The following is a 15,616-nucleotide window of genomic DNA, read 5'->3' on the forward strand; positions in this document are numbered from 1 at the left end:
GCGACCGCCGTAAGTCAATTCGCAGTCTCACAACGTGTGATACGTTGTCTGATGACATTCTAAAAGTGGTATGAGGACGGTCAAAATGGGTGTTAACCCGTGTCCACGGCGCGGTTCCCGATGTATGAGATGTAATTTTCATCGATTGTGCTGACAAGATTATGGATTAAAGTCGGACGTCAGACAAGATCATTGATGTTCGGGGATGTGCTGGCAGGAGTTGGGCACCTGCTGATGCGGCTGCAGGCGCCCGTCTGTGAGATAGATGTTATTCGGTCACTCGGCGCTGGCGTTACGCGAGCTGCCTTAGCCGGCCGCTTCGCTTGACTGATTCGCGCGGCGCAGGCGTTCCCGGCTATTCGATAAATGCATGCGCATGGCGGCGCGCGCGCTTTCGGCGTCGCGTCGCGTGATGGCTTCGAGGATGCTCTCGTGCTCAAGATTGACCAGCGAGACGTAGGCTTTCGGATCGGCTTTCGCAATCCCCGCTGAATCGATGCGGTTTCGCGGGATCAGGGCGCTGCCCATCTGGGTCAGGATATCGACGAAATAGCGGTTTCCGGTCGCCCGGGCGAGCGCGATATGGAACTGGAGATCGGCCGCGACGCTGTCGCTGCCGTTGCGGCTGGTGGCCTCTATTGCGTCGAGCGCCGCGCGCATGCGCACGAGATCTTCCGGCTGCGCGCGCTGTGCGGCGAGGCCGGCGCATTCGGTTTCCAGGCTGATACGCAATTCAAGCACGGACAACACGTCACGCAAGGTGGTGGCCGGCACCATGTCGATGCCCAGTTTTTCGCGACGTGGTTCCAGCACGAAACTGCCAATGCCATGACGTGTTTCGATAACCTCGTTGGCCTGCAGGCGAGAAATACCTTCACGTACAACCGTGCGGCTCACGCCGAGCGTCAGCATGAGTTTCGCTTCGGTGGGGAGCTTGTCGCCCGGCTTCAGCGCAGCGGATTCAATCTGTTCGATCACGTAGTCGAACACGCTTTCCGCCAGGTTTCGGGCGCGTCGGGGTGTTATGACGGATGTGAGGGATTCGACCATCAGAAACGCTCCTTGGGTCAGCCGGGTGGCGGTGTCGTAGTTCGGAAGTGCAGTGGATAGACAAGATTATACCGTTGTCTGACGACCATCAATTTTAAAGATTGGATGATCGGGTAAGCGGGTGATCTGATTGAAGGGAGAGGCTGGGGGGCACTCGTTGACCAGGCGAATATATGTTCAACTGTCCTGATTGATCGATGGCGCTGAGGGCGGTATCGATACTGCGGCGTATTTGTGATCCCAAGATTATTGAGCTTGATTTACGGCCCAGAATGCAAAAAGCCCAATCTTTCGATTGGGCTTTTCGAGCTGAAATCTTTTTGGCTCCTCGACCTGGGCTCGAACCAGGGACCTACGGATTAACAGTCCGGCGCTCTACCAACTGAGCTATCGAGGAACATCTGCAGCAGAGAAACGAAATTATATGGAGGAGAATCTAGCCTGTCAACACCCTGCGATCATCTCAATTCAAAAAGTCACAAACTAGCGAAGCGTTACTCAGAATGCCACGACGTGTGGCCCCTCGGGCTCAACGCGCCAACAGCTCAAGCTTCTCTTTCACGTCCTTGAATTCGTCGGCCTCGGGCAGCGGCGCCTTGGTCTTGGTGATGCTCGGCCAGCCGCGCGACAGTTCGGCGTTCAGTTCAATGAAATGCTGTTGATCACCGGGGACATCTTCCTCGGCATAGATCGCATTGACCGGGCATTCGGCGACGCAAACGGCGCAATCGATGCACTCGTCAGGATCGATCGACAGGAAGTTGGGACCTTCGCGGAAGCAATCCACTGGGCACACGTCCACGCAATCGGTATAGCGGCACTTAATGCAGCTTTCGGTCACAACGTGAGTCATTCAGGCTCCTGCATACAGAATTCGTGGGAGGCGGCGAGGGCAACATGAAGTCGGGGTCCAGCCAGCGAACCGAGCGTCTCTAACCGAGAGACTCTATTCGGGGCAGGGGTATAGAGCTTTGAGCGCTTTAGCCTAACTATATAACCCGACTGTGCACGATCTGCGCGCCAAAACCGATATTGTAGCGTACCGGTATATTTGAGCGCGACCCCGGGTTAGAAGACCTTATATCGTTTAGTGATTTGTTTATGGGTCGCCGACGCGCTCCTGCGCACCTGCTGTCCAGCGTGTTTCGCCAGAGTGGGCGTGCCGCTCCGGCTGGACACTTCGGGTAACATGCACTGGAGGCCGCCGGGGGCAAAGCAGGCAGTTCATTGGGGCGTGCCGGGTCCGTTTGCGGTTTTATCCGCGCGCTTGTGGGCGGTTCTACTCGCCCTTTACTCGCGCTTTTACTCGTTTCCCTAGCCGTTCGTCTGGAACCATGATTATCCATTCGCTGCTCGACACCGATCTCTACAAGTTCACGATGATGCAGGTCGTGCTGCATCACTTCCCGGCAGCCCACGCGGAATACAAGTTCCGCTGCCGCACGCCGGATATCGATCTCGTGCCGTATATAGATGAGATACGCGACGAAGTGCGCCAGCTTTGCCATCTGCGCTTCAAGGAAGAGGAGCTCGAATATCTTCGCCGGATGCGCTTCATCAAGAGCGATTTCATCGACTTCCTCGCGCTCTTTCATCTCAACGAGAAGTCCGTCACGATCAAGCCCTCCGCCAAGCAGAACGGCGAGATCGACATTGATATTGTTGGTCCGTGGCTGCACACCATCCTGTTCGAGATTCCGATCCTCGCGATTGTCAACGAGGTCTATTTCCGCAATACGCAGCGCGACCCGACCTTCGATACCGGCCGTGACCGCCTGCATGACAAGATCCAGTTGCTCGGCGGCCGCCCCGAAGTTGCCGACTGCAAGATCGCCGACTACGGCACCCGCCGGCGGTTTTCCAAGCAGTGGCATGAAGAGGTGATCCTCAAACTGAAGGAAGGCCTGGGCGAGCAGTTCACGGGCACGAGCAACGTCTACTACGCGATGAAGCACGGCTTGCGTCCGCTCGGCACCATGGCGCATGAATACCTGCAAGCTTGCCAGGCGCTCGGCCCACGGCTGCGAGATTCGCAGATCTTCGGCTTCGAGATGTGGGCGAAGGAATATCGCGGCGACCTGGGCATTGCGCTCTCCGACGTCTACGGCATGAAGGCGTTCCTCAACGACTTCGACATGTACTTCTGCAAGCTTTTCGACGGCGCCCGCCACGACTCCGGCGACCCGTTCGACTGGGGCGAGCGGCTGATCCGCCATTACGAAGAGAACCGTTGCGACCCGCGCACCAAGGTGCTGGTGTTCTCCGACGCACTCGACATTCCGAAGGTCCTGCGTCTCTACGAACGTTTCCATGGCCGCTGTCAGCTCGCCTTCGGCGTGGGCACCAACCTGACTAACGATCTTGGCTATCAGCCGTTGCAGATCGTGATCAAGATGGTTCGCTGCAACGGCCAGCCCGTGGCCAAACTATCCGATTCCCCCGGCAAGAACATGTGCGACGACCAGGCTTATCTTGCCTACCTGCGCCAGGTGTTCGACATCGCTAAACCCGTGGATGAACTGTAGCTCGCGAAGCTGTTGTTGAAGGTCGATGCTGCCCCGCGTTAGCCGTTCGGTCGAGGGTATTCGAGTGGGTGCGATCGTTATAATCGAGTCCTTGATCGACGCACATGCCGCGATTCAAATGCCACGCGGCAAACGCCGCGTGGCACTCGCCACGACGCACAGGCCAACGAGGACAGCATCATGAAACCATCGGCCGTACGCCAAATTGCAAGCGGTAGCGCTCCAGCATGAGCACGTCCGTAAACAGGCAACGTTTATGGCAAGGCCTGGCGCTGCTCTTGCTGCCCTTGACCGCATCCGCGGCATCGCTGAATGGCGCCACGCTGTCTCCGCTATGGGCACTTCCGTTCGCCGGGATCCTGTTGTCCATCGCGATCGTTCCGCTGATCGCGCCGCACGCCTGGCATTCTCATTTCGGCAAGATATCGGCGGCTTGGGCGCTCCTGTTTCTTGTCCCTTTTGCACTTGGCTTCGGTACGCAGGTTGCATTCGCGACCTTCGTGCATGCCATGCTGGAAGAGTATGTGCCGTTCATCATCCTGCTCACGGCGCTGTTTACTGTCGCGGGCGGCATCTGCCTGCATGGCGACCTGCACGGGTCCCCGCGCCTGAATACCGGGCTGCTCGCGCTTGGCACGGTGCTCGCCAGCATTATGGGAACAACGGGCGCGGCCATGCTGCTGATTCGCCCGCTGCTGCGCGCCAATGAACATTGCAAGCACGTTGTGCATCGCGTGGTGTTCTTCATCTTTCTTGTGGCCAATGCCGGCGGTTCGCTCTCGCCGCTCGGGGATCCGCCGCTGTTCCTCGGCTTCCTGAATGGCGTGAGTTTTTTCTGGACCACGGTGCATCTCGCCGCGCCAACGCTCTTCATCTGCGTGGTTTTGCTGGCGCTTTTCTACGCGCTCGACCGTTATTACTTCGCCAAGGAAGACGTGGTGCATCGGAGTGAGGTGAAGACGGCATTGAGCGTGGACGGCAAGATCAATTTCGTTTTGCTCGCGGCGGTGGTCGCGCTGGTGCTAATGAGCGGCTTGTGGAAACCGGGCATCGAGTTTGATGTATTCGGTACGCATGTCGCGTTGCAGAACGCCGTGCGCGATGGGCTGCTCGTCGTGGTGACGCTCTTGTCGCTCGTGCTCACGCCGAAAAGCGCGCGCGCAGGCAACGCGTTCAACTGGGCGCCTATTGAAGAAGTCGCGAAGTTGTTTGCCGCCATCTTCATTACCATCGCGCCCGTGATCATGATCCTGCGCGCGGGTGCGGACGGTGCGTTTGCCGGCATCGTGCACATGGTGACCGATGCAAGCGGCAAACCCATCGACATTGCGTACTTCTGGGCAACGGGCCTGCTGTCGTCATTTCTCGACAACGCGCCGACTTATCTCGTGTTCTTCAACCTTGCTGGCGGTGACGCCCCAACGTTGATGACGACCGGCGCCACCACGCTCGCGGCCATCTCGGCCGGTGCCGTGTTCATGGGCGCGAACAGCTATATCGGCAATGCGCCAAACTTCATGGTCAAGGCGATTGCCGAATCGCGCGGCATCGTGATGCCGGGATTCTTCGCGTATCTTGGCTGGTCGACCGTTATTTTGCTGCCCTTGTTCCTGCTTACTGGATGGCTGTTCTTTTAGGAGAAGTCGATGAAGAAGGTGCTGGTTGCCCGCCCCATTTTCCCGGACGTTATCGAACGTCTCCGGCAGTATTTTGAAGTCGATGCCAATCCGGGCGCACCGCTTGGCTCCGACGAATTCGCGCGCCGCATGGCTGATCGCGACGGCGCCTTGCTGGCAGGCGATCCCGTCACGGCGAAGGTCCTGGAAGGCGCGCCGAACCTGAAGGTCGTGTCGAACATGGCCGTGGGTTACAACAACTTCGACATGCAGGCGTTGAACGCGCACGGCGTGCTCGGCACCAATACTCCGGACGTGTTGAACGAGAGCACGGCCGACTTCGGCTGGGCGCTGATGATGGCCGCTGCAAGGCGTATTGCGGAATCGGAGCACTTCCTGCGCGCGGGCAAGTGGGGCACATGGTCCTACGACGCGTTCCTGGGCACCGACGTATGCGGTTCCACGCTCGGTGTGCTTGGCATGGGCCGCATTGGTCAGGCGCTCGCCCGGCGCGCGCGCGGGTTCAACATGCGCGTGATCTATCACAACCGTTCGCGCGCCGCGCCGGAGATCGAGGCGGACCTGAACGCAGAGTATGTGTCGAAGGCGGATTTGCTCAAGCGCGCTGATCACGTCGTGCTGGTGTTGCCGTACACCGCCGAGAATCACCACACTATCGGCGCGGCTGAACTGGCAAGCATGAAACCTACGGCTACGCTGACGAACATCGCGCGTGGCGGGATCGTCGACGACGCTGCGCTGATCCAGGCGTTGCGCAACAAGACCATCGCGGCGGCCGGGCTCGATGTGTTCGAAGGCGAGCCGAATTTCAATCGTGATTTCCTGACGGTGTCGAACGTGGTGCTCACACCGCACATTGCCAGCGCGACCGAATCCACGCGCCGCGCCATGGCCAATCTCGCCGCGGACAACTTGATCGCCGCGCTGGGTGAAGGTCCGCGCGCGGGCAATCCGCCAAACCCGATCAATCCGGAAGTGCGGAAGAAATGAACATGTTGTTGCTGTTGAGCGTAGGTGTCGCTGTCCTCGCGATCGCTCTGGTGATCGCGTTGGTGCTGTTGTTGCGGCCGAAGCGCGGAACAGAGGTCGAGGAGCAGTTCGAGGCGCTGGCCCATCGGATCATCGATATGGGCGAAGCGCACGCGCGCGGCCAGGAGCGGCTTGAACGCAACGTGAGGGGCGAAGTCACCGAAACGTCCCGCGCGTCGCGTACCGAGGCGGGCACCGCGTTCGCTCAATTCCAGCAGACGCTCGCGACGCAACTCGCGAGCATGGCGAACGTCCAGAGCACGCAGCTTGAGGCGTTCTCCCGGCAACTGGTCACGCTGACGGAGAGCAACGCGCTGCAAGGCCAGCACGCACGCGATGAACAAAGTCAGGCGCTGAAGCGTTTCGGCGATGCCCTCACGTTGCAGCTCGCGCAGATGTCAGAGTCGAATGACCGTCGCCTGACTGAAGTGCGCGCAACGCTAGAAGCGCGGCTGAAGGATATCGAAGCGAACAACGCGGCGAAGCTCGAAGAAATGCGCCGCACCGTCGACGAAAAGCTGCACGCCACGCTCGAACAACGGCTGGGTGAATCGTTCAAGCTGGTGTCGGACCGGCTGGAACAGGTGCATCGCGGATTGGGGGAAATGCAGACGCTGGCGGCAGGGGTTGGCGACTTGAAGAAGGTGCTGACCAACGTGAAGACGCGTGGAACATGGGGCGAAGTGCAGCTCGAATCGTTGCTCGAACAATTGCTGACGCCGGACCAGTACGCGAAGAATGTCGCAACCATTCCGAAGAGCAACGACCGCGTGGAGTTCGCAATCAAGCTGCCTGGCCGTCACGACGCGCCCGGCCAGAGCGGCCCGAATGCGGTGGCTACGCCGGTGTGGCTGCCTATCGACGCGAAGTTTCCGCGCGAGGACTACGAACGTCTGATCGATGCGCAAGATCGAGCAGATGTGGTGGCAGTCGAGGAGGCGTCACGTGCGCTGGAAGGCCGCATTCGTGCGGAGGCGAAGGCCATCGCCCAGAAGTATGTTGCGCCTCCACACACCACGGACTTCGCGTTGTTATTCCTGCCTACCGAAGGCCTGTATGCAGAAATCCTGCGCCGTCCTGGGTTGACCGATTTTCTGCAGCGGGAATATCGGGTGAGCGTGACGGGGCCGACCACGTTGACCGCGTTGCTGAATAGCCTGCAAATGGGGTTCAGGACGCTGGCAATCGAGCAGCGTTCCAGTGAAGTCTGGCAAGTGCTCGGCGCAGTGAAAACGGAGTTCAGGAAGTTTGGCGAAGTGCTGTCGAAGACGCGCTCGCAGCTTGAGGCGGTGACGCGCTCTATTGAATCGGCGGAAACGCGGACGCGGCAGATGAGCAAGAAGCTTCGCGACGTGGAAGCGTTGCCGGGCGAGCAGGCGGCCAACCTGCTCGGCGATGAAGGTGAGGAATCAGTGGATCGCCACGAACCTGGCGCTTAGAACTCGGTCCTCAAGCCACAGCAGGCGAAGCCAGCGTAGCCAATGCGTCGCCGGTGATGCGCACGATGCGCCAGTCGGGCAGCACGGTTGCGCCCATCTTCTCGTAGAAGCCGATGGCGTTTGCGTTCCAATCGAGCACGGTCCATTCGAAGCGGCCGCACTGGCGTTCCACCGCAAGCGCCGCCAAGGCACGGAGCATCTTGGTGCCGAGTCCGCTGCCGCGAATGCCCGGTTTCACGTACAGGTCTTCCAGATACAACCCGCGCTTGCCTAGAAAGGTTGAATAATTCTGGAAGAACAGCGCATAACTCACTATGCGGCCGTCTTCTTCGGCCACCAGCGCTTCGGCACACGGCCGCGCGCCGAACAGCGCGTCGTGCACGCCGGCCTCGGTTGCAATGAACATGTGCATGAGCTTTTCAAACTCGGCTAGCTCGATCATCAAGCTAAAAATCGCGCCGACATCGGCGGGCGCTGCGGGTCGGATCTGAGTGCTCATCATGCCTCTTCCGGCGCGTCGGACAAGACGATCTCAATGCCGCCGAATCGCGACGCCACCCAGTTGTAAGCGTGGCAAGCAATCCACAGCAAGATGAAGCCGAGAATGGCATTGAGCAGCAGTGCGCTTGTCACGGTGCTCAGTTCGACTGAGCCGTATCGGAAGAACGCAACCAGCACGCCAAGCAACACGATCGGTACGCTGAAGGTCAGGTACACGAGAATCAGCGCTTTGGCCGTTTGTCCCGGCGCGATGAACGAAATCTGTTTTTTCATGAAGGAAAAGCCCCGTCAGTCATAGTGCAATGCATTCGAACCGTCCGTTTTAGCCGCGCATGTCGCGACGGCAGTTCAGGTTCTTAAGGTTCAGGTTCTTGAAGCAGGTTGTCGAAAAGCCTTTGAAACTAGATCAGGCCGTCGAATGGCAGGATTTCGACGCTGTCTCCGGCATCGATGTTTCCTGCGTCGTGCTTCAGGACAATGAAGCAATTGGCTTCGCTCATTGAACTCAGCACGCCCGAGCCTTGCGGCCCGGTGATCACCACATGCCAACGCCCGGCGGCGTCCCGGCGTGCAACACCGCGTTGAAACTCCGTGCGCCCGGCGCGTTTGCTGATCGGCTGCGAACTCGTCGCCGATATCAACGGCAGCGCATGCGGCGTCGCGCCCGACATGGCGAGCAGCGCCTCGCGCACGATGAAATAAAACGTCGCCATTACCGCGACGGGATTGCCCGGCAAGCCAAAGAACAACGCAGACTCGCCTTCGCCCGGACGCTTGCCCGACCACAGGCGGCCAAACGCGAGCGGCCGGCCCGGACGCATCGCGATCTTCCAGAACGCCACGTCGCCAAGCGCGTTCATCAGGTCACGCGTGAAGTCAGCGTCGCCTACGGACACACCACCCGAACTGATCACCACGTCGGCATCTTGCGTAGCTTGACGCAAAGCCCGTTCAAGCGATGCACGATCGTCACGCACGATTCCCAGGTCGACCGGTTCCACGTTCATCCGGCGCAACATGGCGAAGAGGGTATAGCGGTTACTGTCGTAGACACAACCCGGCGCCAGCGTTTCACCAACCGAACGCAATTCGTCGCCGGTTGAAAAAAACGCGACACGCAAGCGCCGTTGCACCGCGACCTCGCCAATGCCCAGCGACGCAAGCAAACCAAGATCCGACGCGCGCACGATACGACCCTGGCGCAACGCCGGCTGGCCCTGCGCGAGATCCTCGCCTGCGAGCCGCCGATTCGCGCCGCGCACGATACGCGCTGCGGCGAACGTGATGGCGTCGCCGGTGCGCTGTACGAGCTCTTGCGGAACGACCGTATCGCACCCCGGCGGGATCAGCGCACCGGTCATGATGCGCACGCACTGGGCGGCGAGCGGACTACCTTCGAAGGGTTGTCCGGCGAGCGCGGTTCCGGCGACCGTCAAGCGAAGCGGTTCATCATCCGGTCCATCCGGCAACGTGGAGCCATCGAACGCATAACCGTCCATGGCCGAGTTGTCGTGGAAAGGGACGTTGATCGGCGAGATAACGTCTTCTGCCAGCACCCGGTCGAGTGCGTCGAAGAGACGCACGCGTTCCACTTCGATACGGCCGCGCGGCAACGCCCACTGGCGCACGATTTCCTGCGCCGCGCTGACGGGCAGCGCGTTCGGATCGTACTCGGCGACGCAGCTCGAAAAGTGCCTGGGTGTGTTCATCGATGGGTGGAGCGGAAGTCGCGATCAAAGCCCGCGGGCGGACCGGTGGAAAAGGCTGGCATGTCGAGGATGCTGGCGCAGGCAAGTGCGGCGCTGACCAAGCCGGGGCCTCGCCGCAAACCTGAGCACGGAATGAAACGAACCGGTGCTTAGTTGCGGTTGAGATCGGCTAGCTGCTGCAAATCGTTGACATTGTAAAACGCACGCTCGTTGGCGAAGGTCACTTCTACCGCCTTGTGGCGCGCGTACCACGCGCGGACCTTGCGCTCGCCGGCAAGAATAAATGCGTCAAGATCGTCCACCAGCGACGTGCGCAGCATCGCGAAAACCGGGTGAACGTGGCGTTCGCCGGTGGCATCGGCGACGGTTGCCATCGCGATATCCGCGTGTTCGGCGCTCAGGCCATCGAATAGGCGTTCGGCCAGGTGAGGATCGACGAAAGGCGCATCGCAGGGCACGAACAGCACGAACTCAGTGGATGCTGCATGCAACGCCGCCGATATCCCGGCAAGCGGGCCAGGGAAATCGGGAAACGCATCGGCAATCACCTTTGCCTGGAACGGCATGCCAAGTTGCGCGTAGATCTCGAGGCTGCGATTGGCGCTGATCAGCATCGCGCCGCATTGCGGCTTGAGCGCGCGCAGCGCGTGGAGCGCAAGCGGTTCGAGGTCGAGCGGCTGCAGGCCTTTATCGACGCCGCCCATGCGCGATCCGCGTCCACCCGCGAGCACCACGCCGGTGATGTCGTGCTTCGGAAAGGGATGGCCGGGAGTATCGGTTGGCTGCGTGAGCTCGGCCATGTCAGCCGCCGATGTACGACATTTCGACGCGCGGCGCGTCCGGATCGACCGCCGGCAACGCATTGCTGCCGCGAAGTTCCGAATAGCGGTCCGTGCGTGCTTCCCAGATCCGGGCGATGGCGGTTGCAACCGTGGCGTCGCTCGCGCCGCTGCGCATCAACGCGCGCAAGTCGTGGCCGGACGTGGCGAACAGGCACAAATACAGCTTGCCTTCGGTAGAGAGGCGGGCGCGCGTGCACGAACCGCAAAACGCGCGCGTCACGCTCGAAATAACGCCAATTTCACCGCCGCCGTCCTGGTAACCCCAGCGTTGCGCGGTTTCTGCGTCGTTGTGGGCTTCGAGCGGCAGCAGCGCGAAATGCCCTGCAATGCGCGCGACCACCTCCGCCGACGGCAACACTTCACTCATGTTCCAGCCGTTCGACGCACCCACATCCATATATTCGATAAAGCGCAGCACCGTGCCGCTGCCTTTGAAATGGCGCGCCATCGGCACGATTTCGTGGTCGTTCGTCCCGCGCTTGACCACCATGTTGACCTTCAGCGGCGCGAGGCCAACGGCGTGCGCGGTCTCGATGCCTTCGAGCACGTCCGCGACGGCGAAATCGGCGTCGTTCATGCGGCGAAACAACGCGTCGTCGAGGGCGTCGAGGCTTACCGTTACCCGCGACAACCCCGCGTCTTTCAGCGAGCGCGCCTTGCGGGCGAGGATCGAGCCGTTAGTGGTGAGCGTGATATCGAGCGGACGGCCTTCCGGCGTGCGCAGCAGCGCTAATCGTTCGATCAGGAATTCGATGTTCTTGCGCAACAGCGGTTCGCCGCCGGTCAGCCGGATTTTTTCAACCCCGTGCGCGACGAACAACCGTGCCAACCGCTCGATTTCCTCAAACGACAGCAGCGCGCTGTGAGGCAGAAATGCGTAGTTTTTATCGAAAACTTCGCGCGGCATGCAGTACACGCAGCGGAAATTGCAACGATCAGTCACCGATATGCGCAAATCGCGCAACTCACGCGACAGCCGGTCGGTGAGCAGTCCGCGCGGCGTCGCAGCGATGCCGGAAAAATCCGGGATCGCGCTGACATCGGTAACAGGAATGATGCGTCGGGACATGATCGTTTTATTTCTCGTGCAGCGGCGACGGTAGGGCGGCTGCTATGAACATCGAACAATTCATTTTAGCGGAAGGACGGTTTTAAAGCGGCTTGCCGTGACCTTTTCACGGGCATTTGTCACGCGACCAATAAAAAAAGCGCCACCGACCGAAGTCATGTGGCGCTTTTCGAAACGTCAGACGCGTTTAGTGTGCGTCGTGTGCGTCGTTACCCGTCTCGACTTGCTGCATCGGCGCGGCGTCGAGCGGCGGCAGGCGCTTGCGTTCGCGCACGACACGTTTCGGCGCTTCAGCCTGCGCTGCAGCTTCGCGGGCCGCGCGGAGCTTGTCGGCGTCGGTGTTCACCCAGACGAGGCCCGCCGTATCCAGCATCGGCTTGAGCACTTCTTCCTTCAAGGTGACAGGCGCGACGGGAGCAACCGGAGCAACCGCTACGGTAGCGGGCGCTGCGGGAGCCACGGTTTCCACCGGTTCGAACGTCTTCACCGGCTCGGATTCGACCGGCGCAGACGCCTCAGCCACAACAGGCGCGGGCGATGCGATCGGCAAAATCAGGTCCGATTCCGGCGTTGCGGCGACAGGCGCCGTTTTCACCGGTTCAGCAACCTCGGCTTGCGGCGCTGCGTGAGCAACGGCGGCCGCGGGTTCCGCTGCCTTCGGGGTATCGGCGAAAGGACTTTCGACCTTTTCTTCCGCGACCTTGGGCGTTGGTCCGAACGGATTTTCGATCGGCCGTGAGACTGGCTTTTCGAAGATGTTCGTTGCTGGCGCTTCGACAACCGTTGCGCTGGTTTGCTCGGCCGCGTGCACTTCCTGCGCCCCATGCGACACGACAAACCCTTCGGCTTCGGCGCGCTTTGCTTCCACGGGCACTGCTTCGACCGGCGCCGCTTGCGTGACACGAACCGGTTCAGGCAACTCCGTCACGCTGATCGCGGCGGCCGAAACCGGCTCGACCGTGACTGCGTGCGCAGGTTCTTGCACAGGCGCTTGCACTGCCTGCGCCGTCTCAACGGGTTGAGCGACAACCGGTTTAGCCACAACAGGTGCGAAATCGCGGCTGTCATCGGCTTCATTCGACGAATCCGTGTCGAACACACCGGCCTGAGCGCGCTCGCTGTCGGCATTGCCTTCGTTTTCAGCAGTGTCACCCGCCTGATTGGCCGTCACGCCATCTTCTTCACGATCACGGCGTCCACCACGACGACCCCGACGGCGACGACGGCGCTCTTCGCCCTCACGCGCTGCGCTGGCCTGATCGGCCTGCAATGCGTCAGCGTTGCCGTTCTGCTGCGATTCCTGGCCTGACAGCGCGTTGTCCGTCAACTCCGACACGACCGTTTCGCCTTGCGTCAATGCTTCGACAGCGGCTTCCGGCTGCGGCTTGCGGCGTTCGCCCCGTTCCGGACGTTCGCCACGTTCACGGCGTTGACCGCGATCGGCGGCTTCAGCGCTTTCCGGCGTGCGTTCACCACCGCGTTCGCCACGATTCTCACGCGGCTCACGTCCTTCACGTGCCTCACGCGGTTCGCGGCCTTCGCGTGCTTCACGCGGCTCGCGGCCTTCACGTCCACCACGCGGTTCGCGCGGCTCGCGGGTTTCCCGAGCTTCACGCGGTTCACGCGTTTCCTTCGGTTCCCGTTCCTCGCGGCGCGGCTGACGGCCACCCGCCGTGCCCGGCGCGCTTGGCGTCGAACCAGAAGCGCCAGTAGCAGCAGCGCTATCGCGCGAAGCCGCACCGCCGCCACGACGGTTACGGTTCCGATCGCCACCCTGGCCCGACCGCTCCGGCCGTTCGCCGCGTGCCGGACGTGCCGGTGCGGGCGTGACGACCGGCACGGGCACCGGTTTCACTTCGGGTTGCACGCCAAACAGATTCTTCAGCCAGCCGATAAACCCGCCTGTCGATGCTGCCACCACCGGCGCAGGCGCTGCAACCGGCGCGATCACCTTTACCGGTGCGCTAGGCGCGGGCGATGCCGGCGTGATGCCCTTGACCATCGCTTCCTGCTTCGGCTTGATTTCTTCGGTGCGCTTGCTGTAGCCCGTTTCGGATTCCAGTTCGTGCGCCGCTTCTTCGGCCATCTTCCAGGAGGCACGCGGTTCGTCGAGACGCGTATCGTCGTGACGCAGGCGTTCCAGCTTGTAATGCGGCGTTTCGAGATGCTTGTTCGGGATCAACACGACGTTGACCTTGAATCGCGACTCGATCTTGTTGATTTCCGAACGCTTTTCGTTCAGCAGGAAAGCAGTGACTTCCACCGGCACCTGGCAATGAATTGCCGCGGTGTTTTCCTTCATCGCTTCTTCCTGAATGATCCGCAGCACTTGCAGCGCGGACGATTCGGTATCGCGAATGTGGCCCGTTCCGTTACAACGCGGGCATGTCACGTGGCTGCCTTCGGAGAGCGCCGGACGCAGGCGCTGACGCGACAGTTCCATCAAACCGAAGCGCGAAATCTTGCCCATTTGTACGCGTGCACGATCGTGCTTCAACGCGTCTTTCAGGCGCTGCTCGACTTCGCGCTGGCTCTTGGCCGACTCCATGTCGATAAAGTCGATCACGATCAAGCCGCCCAGATCCCGCAGGCGCAACTGGCGCGCGACTTCATCGGCGGCTTCGAGGTTCGTGCGGGTCGCCGTTTCCTCGATATCCGCGCCCTTCGTCGAGCGCGCCGAGTTCACGTCGATAGCCACCAGCGCTTCCGTGTGGTCGATCACGATCGCGCCGCCCGAGGGCAACGGCACCGTGCGCGAATACGCGGTTTCAATCTGGTGTTCGATTTGGAAACGGGAGAAGAGGGGAACGTCGTCGTGATAACGCTTAACCTTGGACAGGTTATCCGGCATCACGATGTCCATGAAGGCGCTGGCCTGGTCATGGATCTCGGTGGTATCGATCAGAATTTCGCCGATATCCGGCTGGAAGTAATCGCGGATCGCGCGGATCACGAGGCTGGATTCGAGATAAATCAGCATCGGCTTGCCGGCTACACCGCTTTGCGACGCCGCTTCTACCGCGCGCCACAATTGCATTAGGTAGTTCAAGTCCCACTGCAGTTCTTCGGCCGAGCGGCCAATGCCTGCGGTTCGCGCAATGATGCTCATGCCTTCCGGCAAATCGAGCTGGGACATTGTTTCGCGCAATTCCTGACGCTCGTCGCCTTCAATCCGACGCGATACACCCCCGCCACGCGGGTTGTTCGGCATCAGGACGAGGTAACGTCCGGCGAGCGAGATAAACGTGGTCAGGGCCGCGCCCTTGTTGCCGCGCTCTTCCTTTTCGACCTGGATGATCAGTTCTTGGCCTTCGCGCAGCGCGTCCTGGATGCGCGCGGAGCGCATGTCGACGCCGTCCTTGAAATACTGGCGGGCGACTTCCTTGAACGGCAGAAAACCGTGGCGGTCTTCGCCATAGTTCACGAAGCAGGCTTCGAGCGACGGCTCGATGCGGGTGATGACTCCCTTGTAGATATTGCCTTTGCGCTGTTCGCGCCCGGCGGTTTCGATGTCGATGTCGATGAGTTTTTGCCCATCGACGATGGCGACGCGCAATTCTTCTTGCTGCGTCGCGTTAAACAGCATGCGTTTCATTGGACGGCTCCAGAGCGGCTCTACCGGCCCCCGTCGAGCGAATTCGCGCGGTTGTCAATCGCGTGAAGCAGGAGGGCGGGCGCGCCGCGCTTTTTTGTGTGTGTTGTCACAAAGCACGCTGGAGCGAGAGTTCTGGCGGGGGAGAATTGCCTGGAACAGGTCTGGCGGCCGGTCAGCGACGAAATGCGTCGTGACGGGCAGCAAGCCTCGGGGCACATGC

At 60.9% G+C, this 15,616-nt stretch carries 12 protein-coding genes and 1 tRNA gene; 4 read left to right on the forward strand and 9 right to left on the reverse strand.

The genetic code is table 11. The annotated features are described in order from the left end of the window. Nucleotides 1-306 precede the first annotated feature (306 nt). The 3 genes from ACSQ83_RS14195 to fdxA form a co-directional block, all read right to left on the reverse strand. Nucleotides 307-1,050 carry a FadR/GntR family transcriptional regulator gene (locus ACSQ83_RS14195; RefSeq protein ID WP_414967353.1) on the reverse strand — a complete coding sequence of 248 codons (744 nt, stop codon included), beginning with the start codon at nt 1,048-1,050 and terminating at the stop codon, nt 307-309. Nucleotides 1,051-1,371: 321 nt separating this feature from the next. Then, nucleotides 1,372-1,447: transfer RNA gene (locus ACSQ83_RS14200), tRNA-Asn, on the reverse strand. A gap of 132 nt (nt 1,448-1,579) precedes the next feature. After that, nucleotides 1,580-1,903, reverse strand: a complete 324-nt coding sequence (gene fdxA / locus ACSQ83_RS14205; protein WP_299707510.1) for a ferredoxin FdxA — start codon at nt 1,901-1,903, stop codon at nt 1,580-1,582. A 481-nt stretch (nt 1,904-2,384) separates the two neighbouring features. On the opposite strand from fdxA, the gene pncB reads away from it, so the two are divergent. The 4 genes from pncB (at nt 2,385) to rmuC (ending at nt 7,680) form a co-directional block, all read left to right on the forward strand. Then, a complete protein-coding gene (pncB, locus tag ACSQ83_RS14210; RefSeq protein WP_414948972.1) occupies nt 2,385-3,575 on the forward strand; it encodes a nicotinate phosphoribosyltransferase in 1,191 nt (396 codons plus the stop codon). Between the two features lie 227 nt (nt 3,576-3,802). Next, nucleotides 3,803-5,212 (forward strand): sodium:proton antiporter, encoded by a 1,410-nt coding sequence (locus ACSQ83_RS14215; protein WP_436228577.1) that lies wholly within the window; start codon nt 3,803-3,805, stop codon nt 5,210-5,212. Nucleotides 5,213-5,221: 9 nt separating this feature from the next. Next, nucleotides 5,222-6,202 (forward strand): 2-hydroxyacid dehydrogenase, encoded by a 981-nt coding sequence (locus tag ACSQ83_RS14220; RefSeq protein WP_436228578.1) that lies wholly within the window; start codon nt 5,222-5,224, stop codon nt 6,200-6,202. Nucleotides 6,203-6,204: 2 nt separating this feature from the next. Next, the gene (gene rmuC / locus ACSQ83_RS14225; RefSeq protein ID WP_436228618.1) at nt 6,205-7,680 is read left to right on the forward strand and encodes a DNA recombination protein RmuC; all 1,476 of its coding nucleotides are present in this window, start codon (nt 6,205-6,207) and stop codon (nt 7,678-7,680) included. 10 nt (nt 7,681-7,690) lie between these two features. On the opposite strand, the gene ACSQ83_RS14230 is transcribed toward rmuC, so the two are convergent. The 6 genes from ACSQ83_RS14230 to ACSQ83_RS14255 all read right to left on the reverse strand — a co-directional run bounded on the left by ACSQ83_RS14230 (nt 7,691) and on the right by ACSQ83_RS14255 (nt 15,396). Continuing rightward, nucleotides 7,691-8,182 (reverse strand): N-acetyltransferase family protein, encoded by a 492-nt coding sequence (locus ACSQ83_RS14230; RefSeq protein WP_436228579.1) that lies wholly within the window; start codon nt 8,180-8,182, stop codon nt 7,691-7,693. After that, nucleotides 8,179-8,454 (reverse strand): hypothetical protein, encoded by a 276-nt coding sequence (locus ACSQ83_RS14235; protein ID WP_031363462.1) that lies wholly within the window; start codon nt 8,452-8,454, stop codon nt 8,179-8,181. Before ACSQ83_RS14235 ends, ACSQ83_RS14230 begins: the two co-directional genes overlap by 4 nt. A gap of 128 nt (nt 8,455-8,582) precedes the next feature. Beyond that, nucleotides 8,583-9,890 (reverse strand): molybdopterin molybdotransferase MoeA, encoded by a 1,308-nt coding sequence (gene moeA / locus ACSQ83_RS14240; protein WP_436228580.1) that lies wholly within the window; start codon nt 9,888-9,890, stop codon nt 8,583-8,585. A gap of 149 nt (nt 9,891-10,039) precedes the next feature. After that, nucleotides 10,040-10,690, reverse strand: a complete 651-nt coding sequence (gene mobA, locus ACSQ83_RS14245; RefSeq protein ID WP_436228581.1) for a molybdenum cofactor guanylyltransferase MobA — start codon at nt 10,688-10,690, stop codon at nt 10,040-10,042. Between the two features lies 1 nt (nt 10,691). Then, entirely contained in the window at nt 10,692-11,801 is a 1,110-nt protein-coding gene (gene moaA, locus ACSQ83_RS14250; protein ID WP_436228582.1) for a GTP 3',8-cyclase MoaA, read from the reverse strand. Nucleotides 11,802-11,988: 187 nt separating this feature from the next. Beyond that, nucleotides 11,989-15,396 (reverse strand): Rne/Rng family ribonuclease, encoded by a 3,408-nt coding sequence (locus ACSQ83_RS14255; protein ID WP_436228583.1) that lies wholly within the window; start codon nt 15,394-15,396, stop codon nt 11,989-11,991. Nucleotides 15,397-15,616 lie beyond the last annotated feature (220 nt).

It is taken from the genome of Caballeronia sp. LjRoot29 (assembly GCF_964252755.1).
In the GTDB taxonomy this organism is placed as follows: Bacteria; Pseudomonadota; Gammaproteobacteria; order Burkholderiales; family Burkholderiaceae; genus Caballeronia.